Source organism: Pseudomonas sp. 43mfcvi1.1 (assembly GCF_900115935.1).
GTDB lineage: Bacteria > Pseudomonadota > Gammaproteobacteria > Pseudomonadales > Pseudomonadaceae > Aquipseudomonas > Aquipseudomonas bijieensis.
Map to the genome: position 1 here is coordinate 234632 of NZ_UETT01000006.1, position 18048 is coordinate 252679.

Here is an 18048-nt window from a genome sequence, read left to right on the forward strand (position 1 = left end):
ATTTCTGCGGTTTGCGCCATTTTTTCATCCCACTTTCGAGGACCTGAATCATGTTGAAAGGCTACGGGGCTGTCATCCTCGATGGCGCATGGTTGACGCTTCAGCTCGCCTTGTCGTCCATGGCCCTGGCCATTGTCCTGGGGCTGATCGGGGTCGCATTGCGCCTCTCTCCGGTGCGCTGGCTGGCGTGGCTGGGCGACCTGTATGCCACGGTCATTCGCGGTATTCCTGACCTGGTGCTGATCCTGCTGATTTTCTACGGTGGTCAGGACTTGCTCAATCGCTTGGCGCCGATGCTCGGCTATGACGACTACATCGACCTGAACCCGCTGGCGGCCGGTATCGGCACCCTGGGCTTCATCTTCGGTGCCTACCTGTCGGAAACCTTTCGCGGTGCATTCATGGCGATCCCCAAGGGCCAGGCCGAGGCGGGCATGGCGTACGGCATGAACGGGTTCCAGGTGTTCTTCCGGGTGCTGGTGCCGCAGATGATTCGCCTGGCGATCCCGGGCTTCACCAACAACTGGTTGGTATTGACCAAGGCCACCGCGCTGATTTCCGTGGTGGGCCTGCAAGACATGATGTTCAAGGCCAAGCAGGCGGCGGATGCCACTCGCGAGCCTTTCACCTTCTTCCTCGCAGTGGCGGCGATGTACCTGGTGATTACCAGTGTCTCGTTGCTGGCATTGCGTCACCTCGAGAAGCGCTACTCGGTAGGCGTAAGGGCGGCTGATCTATGATCTTCGACTACAACGTCATCTATGAAGCCTTGCCGCTGTACTTCAGTGGCCTGCTGACCACCTTGAAGCTGTTGGCGCTGTCGCTGTTCTTCGGTCTGTTGGCGGCGCTGCCCCTGGGGCTGATGCGCGTCTCGAAGCAGCCGCTCGTCAACATGACGGCGTGGCTCTACACCTACGTGATTCGCGGCACGCCGATGCTGGTGCAGCTGTTCCTGATCTATTACGGGTTGGCGCAGTTCGCGATCGTGCGTGAAAGCTTCCTCTGGCCGTGGCTGTCCAGCGCGACCTTCTGTGCGTGCCTGGCCTTTGCCATCAACACCAGCGCCTACACCGCCGAAATCATCGCCGGCAGCCTGCGGGCCACGCCTAACGGTGAGATCGAAGCGGCCAAGGCCATGGGCATGTCGCGCTACAAGCTGTATCGCCGGATCCTGCTGCCGTCGGCCTTGCGTCGGGCGCTGCCGCAATACAGCAACGAAGTGATCATGATGTTGCAGACCACCAGCCTGGCGTCCATCGTGACCCTGATCGACATCACCGGTGCCGCGCGCACGGTGAATGCGCAGTACTACTTGCCGTTCGAGGCTTACATCACGGCCGGCGTTTTCTACCTGTGCCTGACCTTCATCCTGGTGCGCCTGTTCAAACTGGCCGAACGCCGCTGGCTGGGTTACCTGGCCCCGCGCAAGCACTGATAACGCATCGATCCGATCGACTGCTCAACGACTGACGTTTTGTGAGAACCGACCGCATGTACAAGCTTGAAGTCCAAGACCTGCATAAACGCTATGGCAGTCACGAAGTGCTCAAGGGCGTGTCCCTGAAAGCCGCCGCCGGCGATGTGATCAGCATCATCGGTTCCAGTGGTTCCGGCAAAAGTACCTTCCTGCGCTGTATCAACCTGCTTGAGCAACCCCACGCCGGCAAGATTCTGCTCAACAACGAAGAGCTGAAGCTGGTGGCCGGCAAGGACGGCGCCTTGAAGGCTGCGGACGCCAAGCAGTTGCAGCGCATGCGTTCGCGACTATCGATGGTGTTCCAGCATTTCAACCTGTGGTCCCACATGACCGCGCTGGAAAACATCATGGAAGCGCCGGTGCATGTGTTGGGCGTGGCCAAGGCCGAGGCTCGCGAAAAAGCTGAGTATTACCTGAACAAGGTTGGCGTGGCGCATCGCAAGGACGCTTATCCGGGCCATATGTCCGGCGGCGAACAGCAGCGCGTGGCGATTGCCCGTGCGCTGGCGGTGGAGCCAGAGGTGATGCTGTTCGACGAGCCGACCTCGGCCCTCGACCCGGAACTGGTGGGCGACGTGCTCAAAGTGATGCAGGCCCTGGCCCTGGAAGGCCGGACCATGGTGGTGGTGACCCACGAAATGGGTTTTGCCCGTGAAGTGTCGAACCAGTTGGTATTCCTGCACAAAGGTCTCGTCGAAGAAAGCGGCAACCCGCGCGAAGTGCTGGTCAATCCGCAATCGGAGCGCTTGCAACAATTTCTTTCGGGCAGCCTCAAGTAATCGCTCCCGTTACGCACCTGATTTGGGTCATGCTGCGCACCGCGCGCCAGATGGTCTAATTTGGTTGCAGCCGCTTTTGGCTTTAACACTGTTTTCGCTTCGGATTGCCCGCCATGACTGCCCATCGAATAGGTTTCCTGATTTGGCCCAGCACTAAAGCCTTGACGCTGGCGCTGGCCGAGGAGGCCTTGCGTGTCGCGCAGCGGGTGCATCCGGACGTGGTCTACGAATTGTCGTTCTTGCAGGCCGAGCCGCCGGTCGACGGCGCCTGGCAACTGCCGGGCGAGCCCTGGGCCGGCAAGCTCGAGGGTTTCCAGAAGCTGTTCCTGCTGGCCGATGAGCCGCCGACCGCGCTGGCCTCGCCCCTGAGCAGTGCCCTCAAGCAACTGGTGCGCGCCGGTTGTGTGATCGGTGGTTTGTCCGCGGGTGTCTATCCCTTGGCTCAGTTGGGTTTGCTCGACGGTTACCGTGCCGCCGTGCACTGGCGCTGGCAGGATGACTTCTCCGAGCGCTTCCCCAAGGTCATTGCCACCAGTCATCTGTTCGACTGGGACCGCGATCGTCTGAGCGCTTGCGGCGGCATGTCGGTGCTGGACCTGTTGCTGGCGGTGTTGGCTCGCGATCATGGCGCGGAACTGGCCGGCGCGGTGTCCGAAGAGTTGGTGGTCGAGCGCATCCGCGAGGGCGGCGAGCGCCAGCGCATCCCGCTACAGAATCGTCTCGGCTCCAGCCATCCGAAGCTCACCCAGGCCGTGTTGCTGATGGAAGCCAACATCGAAGAGCCGCTGACCACCGACGAAATCGCCCAGCATGTGTGCGTGTCCCGTCGACAACTGGAGCGGATCTTCAAGCAATACCTCAACCGCGTGCCAAGCCAGTACTACCTGGAGCTGCGCCTGAACAAGGCCCGGCAGATGCTGATGCAGACCAGCAAGTCCATCATCCAGATCGGCCTGTCCTGCGGGTTCTCTTCAGGGCCGCATTTCTCCAGCGCCTACCGCAACTTCTTCGGCGCCACGCCCCGGGAAGATCGGAACCAGCGGCGCAGCAGCAGCCCGTTCGAACTGTCGTCGGTGCCGTCCGAGCGGGGCTAGGGTTGACACAGCCGCCTTGTGGTGAGTGGGTCTGTGGGAGCAAGGCTTGCCCGCGATGCAGGCGCCACGTTTGTGCAGGCTAACCGAGTTATCGTTCATCGCGAGCAAGCTTTGCTCCCACAGATAAATCCCCTCGCCACAAGTGTTGTGCCTGGCAAGGGGGAAGCGTCTGAATCAAATCTCGAGGCGGGCGCCTCAAATCCGCTGCCAACGTTTAAACTGCGCCTTTGCGACGCTATTTGTCGCATTGCCGTAAACCCGCGAAAAACGTGGGTTGGCGCTATAAGAAGTTGTCGCTTGGCGGCAAGGCCGGGCTGAAAACTGTCCTTACAATCCTTACCAAGCCCGCCAGTTCCAGGCGGGTGTTCCTCATCAGGAGACTCCGATGTCCGTTGAGCAAGCCGCGGTACAACGCGCCGATTTCGACCAGGTTATGGTTCCCAACTATGCACCTGCTGCCTTCATACCTGTGCGTGGTGCCGGTTCCCGCGTATGGGATCAGTCCGGTCGCGAGTTGATCGACTTTGCTGGCGGTATCGCAGTCAACGTACTGGGCCATGCCCACCCGGCACTGGTCGGCGCACTGACCGAACAGGCCAACAAGCTGTGGCACGTGTCCAATGTCTTCACCAATGAGCCGGCCCTGCGCCTGGCCCATAAACTGGTCGACGCAACCTTTGCCGAGCGCGCGTTCTTCTGCAACTCCGGCGCCGAAGCCAACGAGGCCGCCTTCAAGCTGGCCCGTCGTGTCGCGTTCGATCGTTTCGGCAGCGAGAAGTACGAAATCATCGCCGCGCTCAACAGCTTCCACGGTCGGACCCTGTTTACCGTCAACGTCGGCGGACAGTCGAAGTACTCCGACGGTTTCGGTCCTAAAATTACTGGCATCACCCACGTTCCTTACAACGACCTGGCCGCTTTGAAAGCGGCTGTTTCGGACAAGACCTGCGCCGTGGTTCTGGAACCGATCCAGGGCGAGGGCGGTGTGCTGCCGGCTGAACTGGCTTATCTGCAAGGTGCTCGTGACCTGTGCGATGCGCACGACGCGCTGCTGGTCTTCGACGAAGTGCAGACCGGCATGGGCCGCACTGGCGAGCTGTTCGCCTACATGCACTACGGCGTGATCCCGGACATCCTCACCAGTGCCAAGAGCCTGGGCGGTGGTTTCCCGATCGCGGCGATGCTCACCACCGAAGCACTGGCCAAGCACTTGGTCGTCGGCACTCACGGCACGACGTATGGCGGCAACCCGCTGGCCTGCGCGGTAGCCGAAGCGGTGATCGATGTGGTCAATACCCCTGAAGTGCTCGCCGGCGTCAAGGCCAAGCACGACAAGTTCAAGACGCGCCTGGAGCAGATCGGCGCGAAATACGGCCTGTTCACCCAAGTGCGTGGCCTGGGCCTGTTGATCGGCTGCGTGTTGAACGATGCCTGGAAGGGCAAGGCCAAGGACATTTTCAACGCCGCCGAACAGGAAGGCCTGATGATCCTGCAAGCCGGCCCGGACGTGATTCGCTTCGCCCCGAGCCTGGTGGTGGAAGACGCCGATATCGATGCTGGTCTGGACCGTTTCGAGCGGGCTGCGGCGAAGCTGACGCAAGCCTGATTGTTTACAGACTGTACCGGCTCCAATGTGGAGCCGGGCTTTTGTGAGAGCAAAGCTTGCTCGCGACGGATCGCCTCGGCCTTGCAGGTAGAACTCATTGCCTGCATCGCGAGCAAGCTTTGCTCCCACAAACCTGCTCCCACTTTTGAGTCAATAGGGAGGCAGGTCCGGTATTTTTTCTCTTTGTCGACCCAACGGTCGAACCCTTTATTTCAAGTTAAGGAGTGACACCATGCTGGTGATGCGCCCCGCGCAAATGGCTGATCTGGGCGAGGTACAGCGTCTGGCTGCGGACAGTCCGATCGGTGTCACTTCCTTGCCGGATGACGTGGAACGCCTGAGCGACAAGATCGCCGCAAGCGAAGCCTCGTTTGCCGCCGAAGTCAGCTTCAACGGCGAAGAGAGCTATTTCTTTGTGCTTGAAGACACCGCGACCGGCAAGCTGGCGGGCTGTTCGGCTATCGTTGCTTCGGCCGGTTATTCCGAACCGTTCTACAGCTTTCGCAACGAGACCTTCGTCCACGCCTCCCGTGAGCTGAAGATCCACAACAAGATCCACGTGCTCTCCCAGTGCCACGACCTGACCGGTAACAGCCTGCTGACCAGCTTCTATGTGGTGCCGGAGTTGGTCGGTTCGCCATGGTCGGAACTCAACTCCCGCGGGCGCCTGCTGTTCGTCGCCAGTCATCCGGAACGGTTTGCCGATTCGGTGGTGACCGAGATCGTCGGCTACAGCGATGAGAATGGCGACTCGCCGTTCTGGGACGCCATCGGTCGCAACTTCTTCGACCTGAACTATGCCGCCGCCGAGCGTTTGTGCGGGCTGAAAAGCCGCACCTTCCTTGCCGAGCTGATGCCCCATTACCCGATCTACGTGCCGCTGTTGCCGGACGCGGCCCAGGAAGCCATGGGCCAGGTCCATCCGCGGGCGCAGATCACCTTCGACATCCTGATGCGCGAGGGTTTCGAAACCGATCACTACATCGACATCTTCGACGGTGGCCCGACCCTGCATGCCCGTGTCTCGGGGATCCGCTCGATTGCCCAGAGCCGCGTGGTGCCGGTCAAGCTCGGTGAGCCGGTCAAGGGGGCGGGCCGGCAATACCTGGTGGCCAACGCCCAGTTGCAGGATTACCGCGCCGTATTACTGGAGCTCGACTACGCGCCGGGCAAGCCGGTGACCCTGGACATGGAAGCGGCCGAAGCCCTGGGCGTTGGCGAGGGTGCCAGCGTGCGCCTGGTAGCGGTTTAACGCCTTACGGCTGAGTTTCGCGGGTGGCGTGAGCGACCCGTTTGAGGAGATAGCATGATCGTTCGTCCCGTACGCAGCAGCGATTTACCCGCTCTGATCGCCCTGGCCCGCAGCACTGGCACCGGCCTGACCACCTTGCCGGCCAATGAAGAACGCCTGGCCCATCGGGTCGGCTGGGCCGAGAAGACCTTTCGCGGCGAAGCCGGGCGCGGTGACGCGGACTACCTGTTCGTGCTCGAAGACGATGACGGTCGCGTGGTCGGTATTTCCGCCATCGCCGGTGCCGTGGGGCTGCGTGAGCCCTGGTACAACTTCAGGGTAGGCCTGACGGTCAGCGCGTCCCAGGAATTGAACATCTATCGGGAAATCCCGACCCTGTTCCTGGCCAACGACCTGACTGGCAATTCCGAGCTGTGCTCGTTGTTCCTCCATGCCGATTTCCGCAGTGGCCTCAATGGTCGGATGCTGGCCAAGGCGCGGCTGCTGTTCATTGCTGAGTTCCCACAACTGTTCGGCAACAAGATCATCGCCGAGATGCGTGGCATGTCCGACGACAACGGTCGTTCGCCGTTCTGGGAAAGCCTGGGCCGGCACTTCTTCAAGATGGAATTCAGCCAGGCCGATTACCTGACCGGTGTGGGCAACAAGGCGTTCATCGCCGAGCTGATGCCCAAGTTCCCGCTGTACACCTGTTTCTTGTCCGAAGATGCCCGGGCCGTGATCGGCCAGGTTCACCCTGACACCGAGCCTGCGCTGTCGATGCTCAAGAGCGAAGGTTTCAGTTACCAGGGGTACGTCGACATCTTCGACGCCGGCCCAGCGGTGGAGTGTGAAACCGGCAAGATCCGCGCGATTCGCGACAGCCAGGCGCTGGTCCTGGCCATCGGCACGCCGGGCGATGACGCCACGCCGTTCCTCATCCATAACCGCAAGCGCGAAGACTGCCGCATCACCGCCGCACCGGCGCGCTTGGCCGCTGGTACGCTGGTGGTCGATCCGCTGACCGCCAAACGTCTTCAACTCAACGCCGGCGATCAGGTGCGTGCCGTCGCGTTGTCCGCTGCACGGGAGTCGAAATGATGAAGTCGCTGTATATCGCAGGAAGCTGGCTGGAAGGTCAGGGCGACCTCTTTGAGTCGTTGAACCCGGTGACTCAACAGGTGTTGTGGTCGGGCAACGGCGCCACGGCGGCGCAAGTGGAGTCGGCGGTGCAGGCCGCGCGCCAGGCGTTCCCGGACTGGGCACGACGTACTTTGGACGAGCGCATCCAGGTGCTGGAAGCCTTTGCCGCGAGCCTGAAAAAACACGCTGACGAACTGGCCCATTGCATCGGTGAAGAAACTGGCAAACCGTTGTGGGAAGCGGCGACCGAAGTGACCAGCATGGTCAACAAAGTCGCCATTTCGGTGCAAAGCTACCGTGAGCGGACTGGCGAGAAGAGCGGCCCGCTGGGCGACGCCACCGCCGTGTTGCGCCACAAGCCTCACGGCGTGGTAGCGGTGTTCGGCCCCTACAACTTCCCCGGCCATTTGCCCAACGGCCACATCGTGCCAGCCCTGCTGGCCGGCAACAGCGTATTGTTCAAGCCGAGCGAGCTGACGCCGAAAGTCGCCGAGCTGACGGTCAAGTGCTGGGTCGAGGCCGGGCTGCCGGCGGGCGTGCTGAACCTGCTGCAAGGCGCCCGGGAAACCGGCATCGCCCTGGCGGCCAATCCGGGCATCGATGGGCTGTTTTTCACCGGCTCCAGCCGTACCGGCAATCTGTTGCACCAACAGTTTTCCGGGCGCCCGGACAAGATCCTCGCGCTGGAAATGGGCGGTAACAATCCACTGGTGGTGGATGAGGTGGCGGACGTCGATGCGGCGGTCTACACCATTATCCAGTCCGCTTTCATTTCCGCCGGGCAGCGTTGCACCTGTGCGCGCCGCCTGCTGGTGCCGGAAGGCGCCTGGGGCGATGCCTTGCTGGCGCGCCTGGTGGCGGTCAGCTCGACCATCGAAGTGGGGGCCTTTGACCAGCAGCCAGCGCCGTTCATGGGCTCGGTGATTTCCCTGGGCGCGGCGAAGGCGCTGATGGATGCGCAAAACCATTTGCTGGGCAAGGGCGCCGTGCCCCTGTTGAGCATGACCCAGCCGCAGGCCCAGGCTGCATTGCTGACGCCGGGTATCCTGGACGTGACGGCAGTGGCCGAGCGACCTGATGAAGAACTGTTCGGGCCGTTGTTGCAAGTGATCCGCTACAAGGATTTCGCCGCGGCAATCACCGAGGCCAACAATACGCAATATGGCTTGGCCGCCGGCTTGCTGTCCGATTCCCAGGAGCGTTACCAGCAGTTCTGGCTGCAAAGCCGTGCCGGTATCGTCAACTGGAACAAACAGCTGACGGGTGCGGCCAGTAGCGCACCGTTCGGCGGTGTCGGCGCTTCGGGCAACCATCGCGCCAGCGCTTACTACGCAGCCGATTATTGCGCCTACCCGGTGGCGTCCCTGGAAACCCCGAGCCTTGCCATGCCGGCTGCCCTGACCCCCGGCGTGCGCATGTCTTGAGACCGCCATCGCGGGCAAGCCTTGCTCCCACAGGAGTTATGAAAACCAGTGGGAGTAGAGCTTGCTCCCACAGGAGCTATGCAAAACCTGTGGGAGCAAGGCTTGCCCGCGATAGCCGCGACTCGGTTGTTATTGATGCCTATAAAAAACAGATTCTCGTGGAGCCTCGCTGATGAAATCCTATGAAGTCAACTTTGACGGTCTAGTGGGGCCGACCCATAACTACGGCGGGCTCTCGTACGGCAACGTCGCGTCCCAGAGCAACAGCCAGCAGTCCTCCAACCCCAAGGAAGCGGCGTTGCAGGGCCTGGCGAAAATGAAAGCGCTGATGGACATGGGTTTCCAGCAAGGTGTGCTGGCGCCGCAGGAGCGCCCGGACGTGGCGGCCTTGCGCCGCTTGGGCTTTGCCGGCAGCGATGCCCAGGTCATCCAGCAGGCCGCGAAAGAAGCGATGCCGCTGCTGGTTGCCAGTTGCTCGGCCTCCAGCATGTGGGTGGCCAACGCCGCCACGGTCAGCCCGAGCGCCGACACCGCTGACGGTCGTGTGCATTTCACCGCCGCCAACTTGAACTGCAAGTACCACCGCAGCATCGAACACCCGACCACCAGTCGCGTGCTGGGGGCGATGTTTGCCAATCAGCAGCACTTCGCCCATCACGCCGCGTTGCCGGCGGTGGCGCAGTTCGGTGACGAAGGCGCGGCCAACCACACCCGTTTCTGCCGCGCCTACGGCGAGGCCGGTGTCGAATTCTTCGTGTTCGGTCGCAGTGCCTTTGATACCCGCTATCCCGCGCCGCAGAAATACCCGGCGCGCCAGACCCTGGAAGCTTCCCAGGCCGTTGCCCGCCTGCACGGGCTGAGGGAGGAGGGCGTGGTGTACGCCCAACAGAATCCATCGGTGATCGACCAGGGTGTATTCCACAACGACGTGATCGCGGTGGGCAATGGCGAAGTTCTGTTCTATCACGAGGACGCGTTTCTCGAGACCGACAAGATGCTGGCCGAATTGAGCAGCAAACTCGCCAAGGTCGGTGGGAAATTTCAGTCGGTGTGTGTACCGCGTTCAGCGGTGACGGTCGATGACGCCGTGCGTTCCTACCTGTTCAATAGCCAGTTGCTGTCGCGTCCCGACGGTTCGATGCTGTTGATCGTGCCGGAAGAATGCCGCAGCAACGAACGCGTCTGGCAGTATCTGCAAGGCCTGACGGGCACTGGCGGGGTGATTCGCGAGGTGAAAGTCTTCGATCTCAAGCAAAGCATGCAGAACGGCGGCGGCCCAGCCTGCCTGCGGTTGCGCGTGGCCCTCAATGAAACCGAGCTGGCAGCCGTCAACCCAGGGGTTATCATGACCGCGCCGTTGTACGATTCGCTGACCCAATGGGTCGAGCGGCACTACCGCGACCGCATGACCGAAAACGACCTGGCAGACCCGCAGTTGCTGCTCGAATGCCGTGCGGCGCTGGATGAACTGACACAAATCCTTAAACTTGGCGCGGTTTATCCTTTCCAGATCAATTGAAAGCGCGCGTGACCTGACTACAGTCAAAGCAGGGCGCGTTGCCTTATCCCCAGACGAGAACGTAAAGACATGAGCGATACCCTGCAGCTGATCCTTGAAGACACCGACGGCACCCAACTGGAAACCTCCTGCACCCGCGTCGCGGTAATGTGGCAAGGCAAGGAGTTGTGGATCCAGCAGGACGGTCGCGGCCAGTTGCTGATCGGCGTGGACGTCGAGGAGGGGGACGAGGAATACGCCAACCTGTTGTTGCGTCCATTGGCGACCAACCTGGTCAGCCTGCAACTGGAAATGGAACCGGCGGACGTCGGCGACGATGACCATGTCCATGGCCCGGATTGCGGCCACGACCATTAAGGAAACCGCGCTATGCTCGCCCTCGGCAAACTGCTTGAACTGACCCTCGCCGGCCGTGAACCGGCGGAGAAGACTCAACTGACTGTCGAAGGCGTACGGATGCGCTGGTTGAGCGAGGGCGCGCTGGAGGTCAAGCCGCCCGAAGCCCGGGATAACGGCCTGGACCTGCTGCTGTCGGCCGGTATCCACGGCAACGAAACCGCGCCGATCGAATTGCTCGACCGCTTGCTGCATGACATTGCTCGTGGCGACCTGAAGCCACGGGCACGCATTCTGTTCCTGTTCGGCAACCCCGAGGCCATCCGGCGCGGTGAGCGCTTTGTCGAACAAGACGTCAACCGATTGTTCAATGGTCGCCATGAGCTGAGCGGTGGACCTGAAGCGCTACGGGCTTGTGAGCTGGAGCGGCTGGCTGCGAGTTTCTTCAGTCGGCCAGAACGCAGTCGCCTGCACTACGACCTGCATACGGCCATTCGCGGTTCGAAGATCGAGCAGTTCGCCTTGTACCCGTGGAAGGACGGTCGCCAGCACTCACGCCGTGAATTGGCTCGCCTGCGTGCCGCGGGCATGGAGGCGGTGTTGCTGCAGAACAAGCCGTCCATCGTGTTCAGTGCCTACACCTACGATCAGCTCGGCGCCGAGTCTTTTACCCTGGAACTGGGCAAGGCCCGGCCATTCGGGCAAAACGACGGCGTCAACGTCAGCCTGTTGGAAACCCGCCTGCAACAGATCATCGAGGGCAACGAGCCGGAGCTGGATGAAGGGCTCGATGGCTTGCAGCTGTTCAGCGTGGCCCGGGAAATCATCAAGCACAGCGACAGTTTCCGCCTGAACCTGCCGGCGGACATCGAGAACTTTTCGGAACTGGGCAAAGGCTATGTGCTAGCCGAGGACATCGCCCAGACGCGCTGGGTGATCGAAGAAGAGGGCGCGCGGATCATCTTCCCCAACCCCAAGGTCAAGAATGGCTTGCGGGCGGGAATCCTGATTGTGCCGGCGACAGATGAAAACCTGGCCTGACTCAGTTTCAAACTGACCCAAGACCCCTGTGGGAGCGAGCCTGCTCGCGATAGCGGTATATCAGCCGACATCTATAGCGACTGACACTCCGTCATCGCGAGCAGGCCCGCTCCCACATTTGGATCTGCGTCCAGCCTTAGACCGCTACCGCCCGCTGTTCACTGCGCCGCAACACCCGGGTCTTGTGCAACGTATCGGCACAGGTCTTTGCTGCTTCCTGGCCCTTGTGCACGAAATGCTCGAAGAAGAATTTCTGATGCTCTTCCCCAGCATGGAAGTGATGCGGCGTAAGCACGACCGAGAATACCGGCACTTCGGTTTCCAGCTGGACCTGCATCAGGCCGCTGATCACCGATTGGGCGACGAACTCGTGGCGGTAGATGCCGCCATCCACCACCAGGCCGGCGGCGACGATGCCTGCGTAACGGCCTGACTTGGCCAGCAGCTTGGCGTGCAGCGGGATCTCGAAGGCGCCGCCGACTTCGAAGAAGTCGATATCGCTTTCCTGATAACCCTGGTTGATCATTTCAGCGACGAAGCCTTTACGGCTCTGGTCGACGATTTCCTTGTGCCAGCAGGCCTGGATGAACGCGACGCGCTCACCTGGATGACTTTTGCTTTTGCTATCGATTGCAGTGGGTTGCATGTTCTGGTTCCTGTTTGTGTGAAAAACAGGGCGTCATGAATCGAAGGGGATTCGAGGGTACGCCGCGTACAAGACAGTCGCAGTCGGCCCTTGGGTGCCAATCCCGTTCTCTCTTCATCCGGACTATGACCGTCGGCCCCGGAATCACACCGGGTCTGCTGACCTTGTCGCTACACCGTAAAACCGTGTATCGCCAAGCGCTCGCGGGCTATGCACGTTGCGTGCAATTACCGCCGGTGGGGAATTGCACCCCGCCCTGAGAACGTTTTGCCGCCATGGTTTGTGGCAGCGGAGGATTTTTAACACATAACCCCTTGTGGGAGCGAGCCGTGGGAGCAAAGCTTGCTCGCGATGGCGTCGGGTCAGGCAGTATTGATATCGACTGACCCACCGCTATCGCGAGCAAGCTTTGCTCCCACGGCTCGCACACAAGGAGGTTGTTGCCCTTTCCGTCGACCAGACTTGATTATTCCTCGCCATGCCCGCAGTAATTGCCCTTCGAAAGGGAATTCCCCCACCAGCAACCGAGGCCAGATTCATGAGTGTTATTGATCTTCGCAGCGACACGGTCACCCAACCTACCGCCGGCATGCTCGATGCCATGGCCAGTGCGCCGACCGGCGACGATGTGTATGGCGAAGACCCGACCGTCAATCGCCTCGAAGCCGAACTGGCCGCGCGCCTGGGGTTCGCCGCCGCGCTGTTCGTGCCTACGGGCACCATGAGCAACCTGTTGGGGTTGATGGCCCACTGCGAACGAGGCGATGAATACATCGTCGGCCAGCAGGCCCACACCTACAAATATGAAGGCGGCGGGGCGGCGGTGCTTGGTTCGATCCAGCCCCAGCCCCTCGAGGTGCAGGCAGACGGTTCCCTGGACCTGGCGCAGGTCGCGGCGGCGATCAAGCCTGATGACTTCCACTTTGCCCGCACCCGTCTGTTGGCCCTGGAAAACACCATGCAGGGCAAGGTCCTGCCGCTGGAATACCTGGCCCGGGCCCGGCAGTTCACCCGGGAGCATGGCCTGGCCCTGCACCTGGACGGCGCGCGGCTGTACAACGCGGCGGTCAAGTTGAATGTCGATGCCCGGCAGATCACGCAGTACTTCGATTCAGTATCGGTGTGCCTGTCCAAAGGCCTCGGCGCGCCAGTGGGCTCGGTCCTGTGCGGCAGCGTCGAGTTGATCGGCAAGGCGCGCCGTCTGCGCAAAATGGTGGGCGGCGGTATGCGCCAGGCCGGGATTCTCGCGGCGGCGGGGCTGTATGCCCTGGAGCATCAGGTCCAGCGTCTGGCCGATGACCACGCCAGTGCCCAGCGGCTCGCCGAGGGCTTGCGGGCGGCGGGTTACCAGGTCGAGCCGGTGCAGACCAACATGGTCTACGTGCAAATGGGCGAGCGGGCCGAGGCGATCAAGGCATTTGCCGATGAACGGGGCGTCAAGCTCAGTGCCGCACCACGCTTGCGAATGGTGACGCACATGGACGTGAGCGCGGCGCAAATCGACCAGGTGGTCGCCACTTTCGTCGAATTTTCCCGCCACTGACCCGTCAACCGGGCCAATTGACAGTTTCTATCGCATAAACACGCTGTACCCCACGCGCAGGGCCGATATAATGCGGCCCTTTGCCGTTGCTTCGTCTGTTGACGTTTTGCACAGGCCTTTGGCCGCAGCCTCCGTGGAAGAACCTAATGAAAAGCGCAGAAATCCGTGAAGCCTTCCTTCGCTTCTTCGAAGAGCAAGGCCACACCCGAGTAGCCTCCAGCTCTTTGATCCCGGGCAACGACCCGACCCTGCTGTTCACCAACGCGGGGATGAACCAGTTCAAGGACTGCTTCCTGGGCCAGGAAAAACGTGCCTATACCCGTGCGGTAAGCAGCCAGAAATGCGTGCGTGCCGGCGGCAAGCACAACGACCTGGAAAACGTCGGCTATACCGCACGTCACCACACTTTCTTCGAAATGCTGGGTAACTTCAGCTTCGGTGACTATTTCAAGCGCGACGCCATCACCTTCGCCTGGACCTTCCTGACCTCCGACAAATGGCTGAACCTGCCCAAGGAGAAGCTCTGGGTAACGGTCTACGCCACCGACGACGAAGCTTATGACATCTGGACCAAAGAGGTCGGTGTCCCGGCTGAGCGCATGGTGCGCATTGGCGATAACAAGGGCGCGCCGTACGCCTCCGACAACTTCTGGACCATGGGCGACACTGGCCCATGCGGCCCTTGCACGGAGATTTTCTACGATCACGGTGCCGGCATCTGGGGCGGCCCGCCCGGCTCGCCGGAAGAAGATGGCGACCGCTACATCGAGATCTGGAACAACGTGTTCATGCAGTTCAACCGCACCGCCGATGGCGTGTTGCATCCGCTGCCAGCGCCGTCGGTCGACACCGGCATGGGCCTGGAGCGGATCAGTGCGGTGTTGCAGCACGTTCATTCCAACTATGAAATCGACCTGTTCCAGAGCCTGCTGAGCGCGTCGGCCAAGGCCATCGGTTGCACCAACGACAACCAGGCTTCGCTGAAAGTGGTGGCCGACCACATCCGTTCCTGCGGTTTCCTGATTGCCGACGGTGTTCTGCCGTCCAACGAAGGTCGCGGCTATGTGCTGCGCCGGATCATCCGTCGCGCCTGCCGTCACGGCAACAAACTGGGCGCCAAGGGCAGCTTCTTCTATCAGATCGTTGCGGCACTGGCGGCCGAGATGGGCGACGCCTTCCCCGAGCTCAAGTCCCAGCAGGCGCACATCGAGCGCGTACTCAAGGCTGAAGAAGAACAATTCGCCAAGACCCTGGAGCAAGGCCTGAAGATCCTCGAGCAGGACCTGGCCGAACTCAAGGGCAACGTGGTTCCGGGCGATGTGGTGTTCAAGCTGTACGACACCTACGGTTTCCCGATGGACCTGACCGGTGACATCGCCCGCGAACGCAACCTGACCCTCGACGAGGAAGGCTTCGAACGCGAGATGGAAGCCCAGCGGGTCCGCGCGCGTTCCGCCAGCTCTTTCGGCATGGACTACAACAGCCTGGTCAAGGTTGACGTGGCCACCGAGTTCACCGGTTATGCCGGTACCACCGGCTCGGCCAAGATCGTTGCCATCTATAAGGACGGGCAGTCGGTCGATATCCTGAGCGAAGGCCAGGAAGGCGTGATCGTGCTGGACAAGACCCCGTTCTACGCCGAGTCCGGCGGCCAGATCGGCGACAGCGGTTACTTGCAGGCCGGCAGCTCGCGTTTCGACGTGCGTGATACCACCAAGACCGGCGGCGCCTTCCTGCACCACGGCGTGCTGGCTTCCGGCAGCCTGATGATCGCGGCCCCGGTGGCCGCTCATGTCGATGCCGAAGTTCGTCACGCCACGTCGCTGAACCACTCCGCCACGCACTTGCTGCACGCAGCGTTGCGCCAGGTGCTGGGCGAGCATGTCCAGCAGAAGGGTTCGTTGGTGGACAGTCAGCGCCTGCGCTTTGACTTCAGCCATTTCGAAGCCATCAAGCCTGAGCAACTCAAGGCGCTGGAAGACATCGTCAACGCCGAGATTCGCAAGAACTCTCCGGTGGAAACCGAAGAAACCGACATCGAGACCGCCAAGCGCAAGGGCGCCATGGCATTGTTCGGCGAGAAGTACGGCGACAGCGTGCGTGTGCTGAGCATGGGCGACTTCTCGGTCGAGCTGTGCGGCGGCATCCACGCCAACCGGACCGGCGACATCGGCCTGATGAAAATCATCAGCGAAGGTGGCGTGGCCTCCGGCGTGCGCCGGATCGAGGCGGTTACCGGCGCTGCGGCCCTGGCGTACCTCAACGCGGCCGAAGAACAACTCAAGGAAGCGGCAACCCTGATCAAGGGCAGTCGTGACAACCTGATCGACAAGCTGTCGGCCGTGCTGGAGCGCAACCGCTTGCTGGAAAAGCAACTCGAGCAGTTGCAGGCCAAGGCTGCCAGCGCCGCGGGCGACGATCTGTCGGCCCAGGCCGTGGACGTCAAGGGCGTGAAAGTACTGGCCGTGCGTCTGGATGGCCAGGATGGCAAGGCGCTGTTGGCGCTGGTCGATCAGCTGAAAAACAAACTCGGCCGCGCAGTGATCCTGCTCGGCAGTGTCCATGAGGAAAAGGTCGTTCTCGTCGCAGGCGTGACCAAAGACCTGACTGGCCAACTCAAAGCCGGTGATTTGATGAAGCAAGCCGCTGCGGCAGTGGGCGGTAAGGGCGGCGGTCGCCCGGACATGGCGCAAGGCGGTGGTACCGACGTCGGCGCACTGGACGCGGCACTGGCCCAGACCGTTGCATTCGTAGAGCAGGGTATTTAAGGCAGCGCCGCGGGCTCGTGGTCTAGTCACGAGCCCGATCGCTGTTGAGTGATTATTGGGCGCCCTTCATGGGCAGAGGCGGCTTTGAAATGGCTTTGATCGTACAGAAATTTGGAGGCACCTCGGTCGGCAGTGTCGAGAGAATCGAACAGGTCGCCGACAAGGTTAAGAAATTCCGTGATGCGGGCGATGACCTGGTGGTTGTGCTGTCGGCAATGAGCGGCGAGACCAACCGTCTGATCGATCTGGCCAAGCAAATCAGCGGCGACCAGCAACCGGTCCCGCGTGAGCTGGACGTGATCGTTTCCACCGGCGAGCAGGTGACCATCGCCTTGCTGGCCATGGCGCTGATCAAGCGTGGCGTGCCGGCGGTGTCCTACACCGGCAACCAGGTGCGTATCCTGACGGACAGCGCGCACAACAAAGCGCGTATTCTGCAGATCGACGACCAGAAGATTCGCAGCGACCTGAAGGCTGGCCGTGTAGTGGTCGTCGCCGGTTTCCAGGGCGTGGACGAGCACGGCAACATCACCACCCTTGGCCGTGGCGGTTCCGATACCACTGGCGTGGCACTGGCGGCGGCCCTCAAGGCCGACGAATGCCAGATCTACACCGATGTGGATGGTGTCTACACCACTGACCCGCGGGTAGTGCCTGTGGCTCAGCGCCTGGACAAGATCACCTTCGAAGAGATGCTGGAAATGGCCAGTCTCGGTTCCAAGGTGCTGCAGATCCGGGCGGTCGAATTCGCTGGCAAGTACAACGTTCCGCTGCGCGTTCTGCACAGCTTCAAAGAGGGGCCGGGCACCCTCATTACTATCGATGAAGAGGAATCCATGGAACAGCCGATCATTTCCGGCATCGCTTTCAACCGCGATGAAGCCAAGCTGACCATCCGTGGCGTGCCAGACACCCCCGGCGTGGCGTTCAAGATTCTCGGCCCGATCAGTGCCGCGAACATCGAAGTCGACATGATCGTGCAGAACGTCGCGCACGATAACACCACTGACTTTACCTTCACCGTGCACCGCAACGACTACCAGTCTGCCGAAGCGATCCTGAAAAAAACCGCTGGCGAGATCGGTGCCCGGGAAGTGGTGGGCGATACCAAGATCGCCAAGGTTTCGATCGTTGGTGTCGGCATGCGCTCCCACGCAGGCGTGGCCAGCCGTATGTTCGAATCCCTGGCCAAGGAAAGCATCAACATCCAGATGATCTCTACCTCGGAAATCAAGGTTTCCGTGGTGATCGAAGAGAAGTACCTGGAACTGGCCGTGCGCGCCCTGCACACGGCTTTCGAACTCGACGCAGCCGCCCGACAGGGCGAGTAAAGCGTTGTCTTGAGGGCGCGGCTGGACCGCGCCCTTTGTTTTTCTGAATAGCGCGTCCCAAAACTGTTCTTTTGCCCGCGCTGGTCAATACTAGGCCTGTAGGCTTCGAC

15 protein-coding genes and 1 riboswitch are annotated in these 18048 nt (G+C 61.4%); of the genes, 14 read left to right on the top strand and 1 reads right to left on the bottom strand.

Annotated elements, in window-relative coordinates:
• Nucleotides 1–50 precede the first annotated feature (50 nt).
• The 11 genes from DTP52_RS14110 (at nucleotide 51) to astE (ending at nucleotide 11650) form a co-directional block, all read left to right on the top strand.
• Nucleotides 51–740 carry an ABC transporter permease gene (locus DTP52_RS14110; RefSeq protein WP_109753906.1) on the top strand — a complete coding sequence of 230 codons (690 nt, stop codon included), beginning with the start codon at nucleotides 51–53 and terminating at the stop codon, nucleotides 738–740.
• The gene (locus DTP52_RS14115) at nucleotides 737–1435 is read left to right on the top strand and encodes an ABC transporter permease (RefSeq protein ID WP_109753907.1); all 699 of its coding nucleotides are present in this window, start codon (nucleotides 737–739) and stop codon (nucleotides 1433–1435) included. The genes DTP52_RS14110 and DTP52_RS14115 overlap by 4 nt, the downstream gene beginning before the upstream one ends.
• A gap of 56 nt (nucleotides 1436–1491) precedes the next feature.
• Nucleotides 1492–2256, top strand: a complete 765-nt coding sequence (locus DTP52_RS14120; protein WP_109753908.1) for an ABC transporter ATP-binding protein — start codon at nucleotides 1492–1494, stop codon at nucleotides 2254–2256.
• Nucleotides 2257–2369: 113 nt separating this feature from the next.
• The gene (locus DTP52_RS14125; protein ID WP_109753909.1) at nucleotides 2370–3350 is read left to right on the top strand and encodes a GlxA family transcriptional regulator; all 981 of its coding nucleotides are present in this window, start codon (nucleotides 2370–2372) and stop codon (nucleotides 3348–3350) included.
• 385 nt (nucleotides 3351–3735) lie between these two features.
• Nucleotides 3736–4956, top strand: coding sequence for an aspartate aminotransferase family protein (locus DTP52_RS14130; protein WP_109753910.1), 1221 nt, complete (start codon nucleotides 3736–3738; stop codon nucleotides 4954–4956).
• 232 nt (nucleotides 4957–5188) lie between these two features.
• On the top strand, nucleotides 5189–6208 hold the full coding sequence (gene aruF / locus DTP52_RS14135; RefSeq protein WP_047228784.1) for an arginine/ornithine succinyltransferase subunit alpha: 1020 nt from the start codon (nucleotides 5189–5191) through the stop codon (nucleotides 6206–6208).
• A gap of 54 nt (nucleotides 6209–6262) precedes the next feature.
• Nucleotides 6263–7288 (top strand): arginine N-succinyltransferase, encoded by a 1026-nt coding sequence (astA, locus tag DTP52_RS14140; protein ID WP_058543460.1) that lies wholly within the window; start codon nucleotides 6263–6265, stop codon nucleotides 7286–7288.
• Nucleotides 7285–8754: a succinylglutamate-semialdehyde dehydrogenase gene (gene astD / locus DTP52_RS14145; protein WP_162893861.1), complete on the top strand. Its 1470-nt coding sequence runs from the start codon at nucleotides 7285–7287 to the stop codon at nucleotides 8752–8754. The genes astA and astD overlap by 4 nt, the downstream gene beginning before the upstream one ends.
• 172 nt (nucleotides 8755–8926) lie before the next feature.
• On the top strand, nucleotides 8927–10273 hold the full coding sequence (gene astB / locus DTP52_RS14150) for an N-succinylarginine dihydrolase (RefSeq protein WP_109753912.1): 1347 nt from the start codon (nucleotides 8927–8929) through the stop codon (nucleotides 10271–10273).
• A 69-nt stretch (nucleotides 10274–10342) separates the two neighbouring features.
• A complete protein-coding gene (locus tag DTP52_RS14155) occupies nucleotides 10343–10630 on the top strand; it encodes a hypothetical protein (RefSeq protein ID WP_003178862.1) in 288 nt (95 codons plus the stop codon).
• Between the two features lie 12 nt (nucleotides 10631–10642).
• Nucleotides 10643–11650 (top strand): succinylglutamate desuccinylase, encoded by a 1008-nt coding sequence (gene astE / locus DTP52_RS14160; protein ID WP_109753913.1) that lies wholly within the window; start codon nucleotides 10643–10645, stop codon nucleotides 11648–11650.
• 136 nt (nucleotides 11651–11786) lie between these two features.
• Here astE and DTP52_RS14165 read toward each other — a convergent pair whose 3' ends face one another.
• The gene (locus tag DTP52_RS14165) at nucleotides 11787–12296 is read right to left on the bottom strand and encodes a 6,7-dimethyl-8-ribityllumazine synthase (RefSeq protein ID WP_109753914.1); all 510 of its coding nucleotides are present in this window, start codon (nucleotides 12294–12296) and stop codon (nucleotides 11787–11789) included.
• A 101-nt stretch (nucleotides 12297–12397) separates the two neighbouring features.
• Nucleotides 12398–12564: riboswitch (FMN riboswitch) on the bottom strand.
• A 270-nt stretch (nucleotides 12565–12834) separates the two neighbouring features.
• Between DTP52_RS14165 and ltaE the strand changes: the two genes are divergently transcribed.
• The 3 genes from ltaE (at nucleotide 12835) to DTP52_RS14180 (ending at nucleotide 17938) form a co-directional block, all read left to right on the top strand.
• Nucleotides 12835–13839, top strand: a complete 1005-nt coding sequence (ltaE, locus tag DTP52_RS14170; RefSeq protein WP_109753915.1) for a low-specificity L-threonine aldolase — start codon at nucleotides 12835–12837, stop codon at nucleotides 13837–13839.
• A gap of 146 nt (nucleotides 13840–13985) precedes the next feature.
• Entirely contained in the window at nucleotides 13986–16607 is a 2622-nt protein-coding gene (gene alaS / locus DTP52_RS14175; RefSeq protein WP_109753916.1) for an alanine--tRNA ligase, read from the top strand.
• An 89-nt stretch (nucleotides 16608–16696) separates the two neighbouring features.
• Nucleotides 16697–17938, top strand: coding sequence for an aspartate kinase (locus tag DTP52_RS14180; RefSeq protein ID WP_109753917.1), 1242 nt, complete (start codon nucleotides 16697–16699; stop codon nucleotides 17936–17938).
• Nucleotides 17939–18048: the final 110 nt, after the last annotated feature.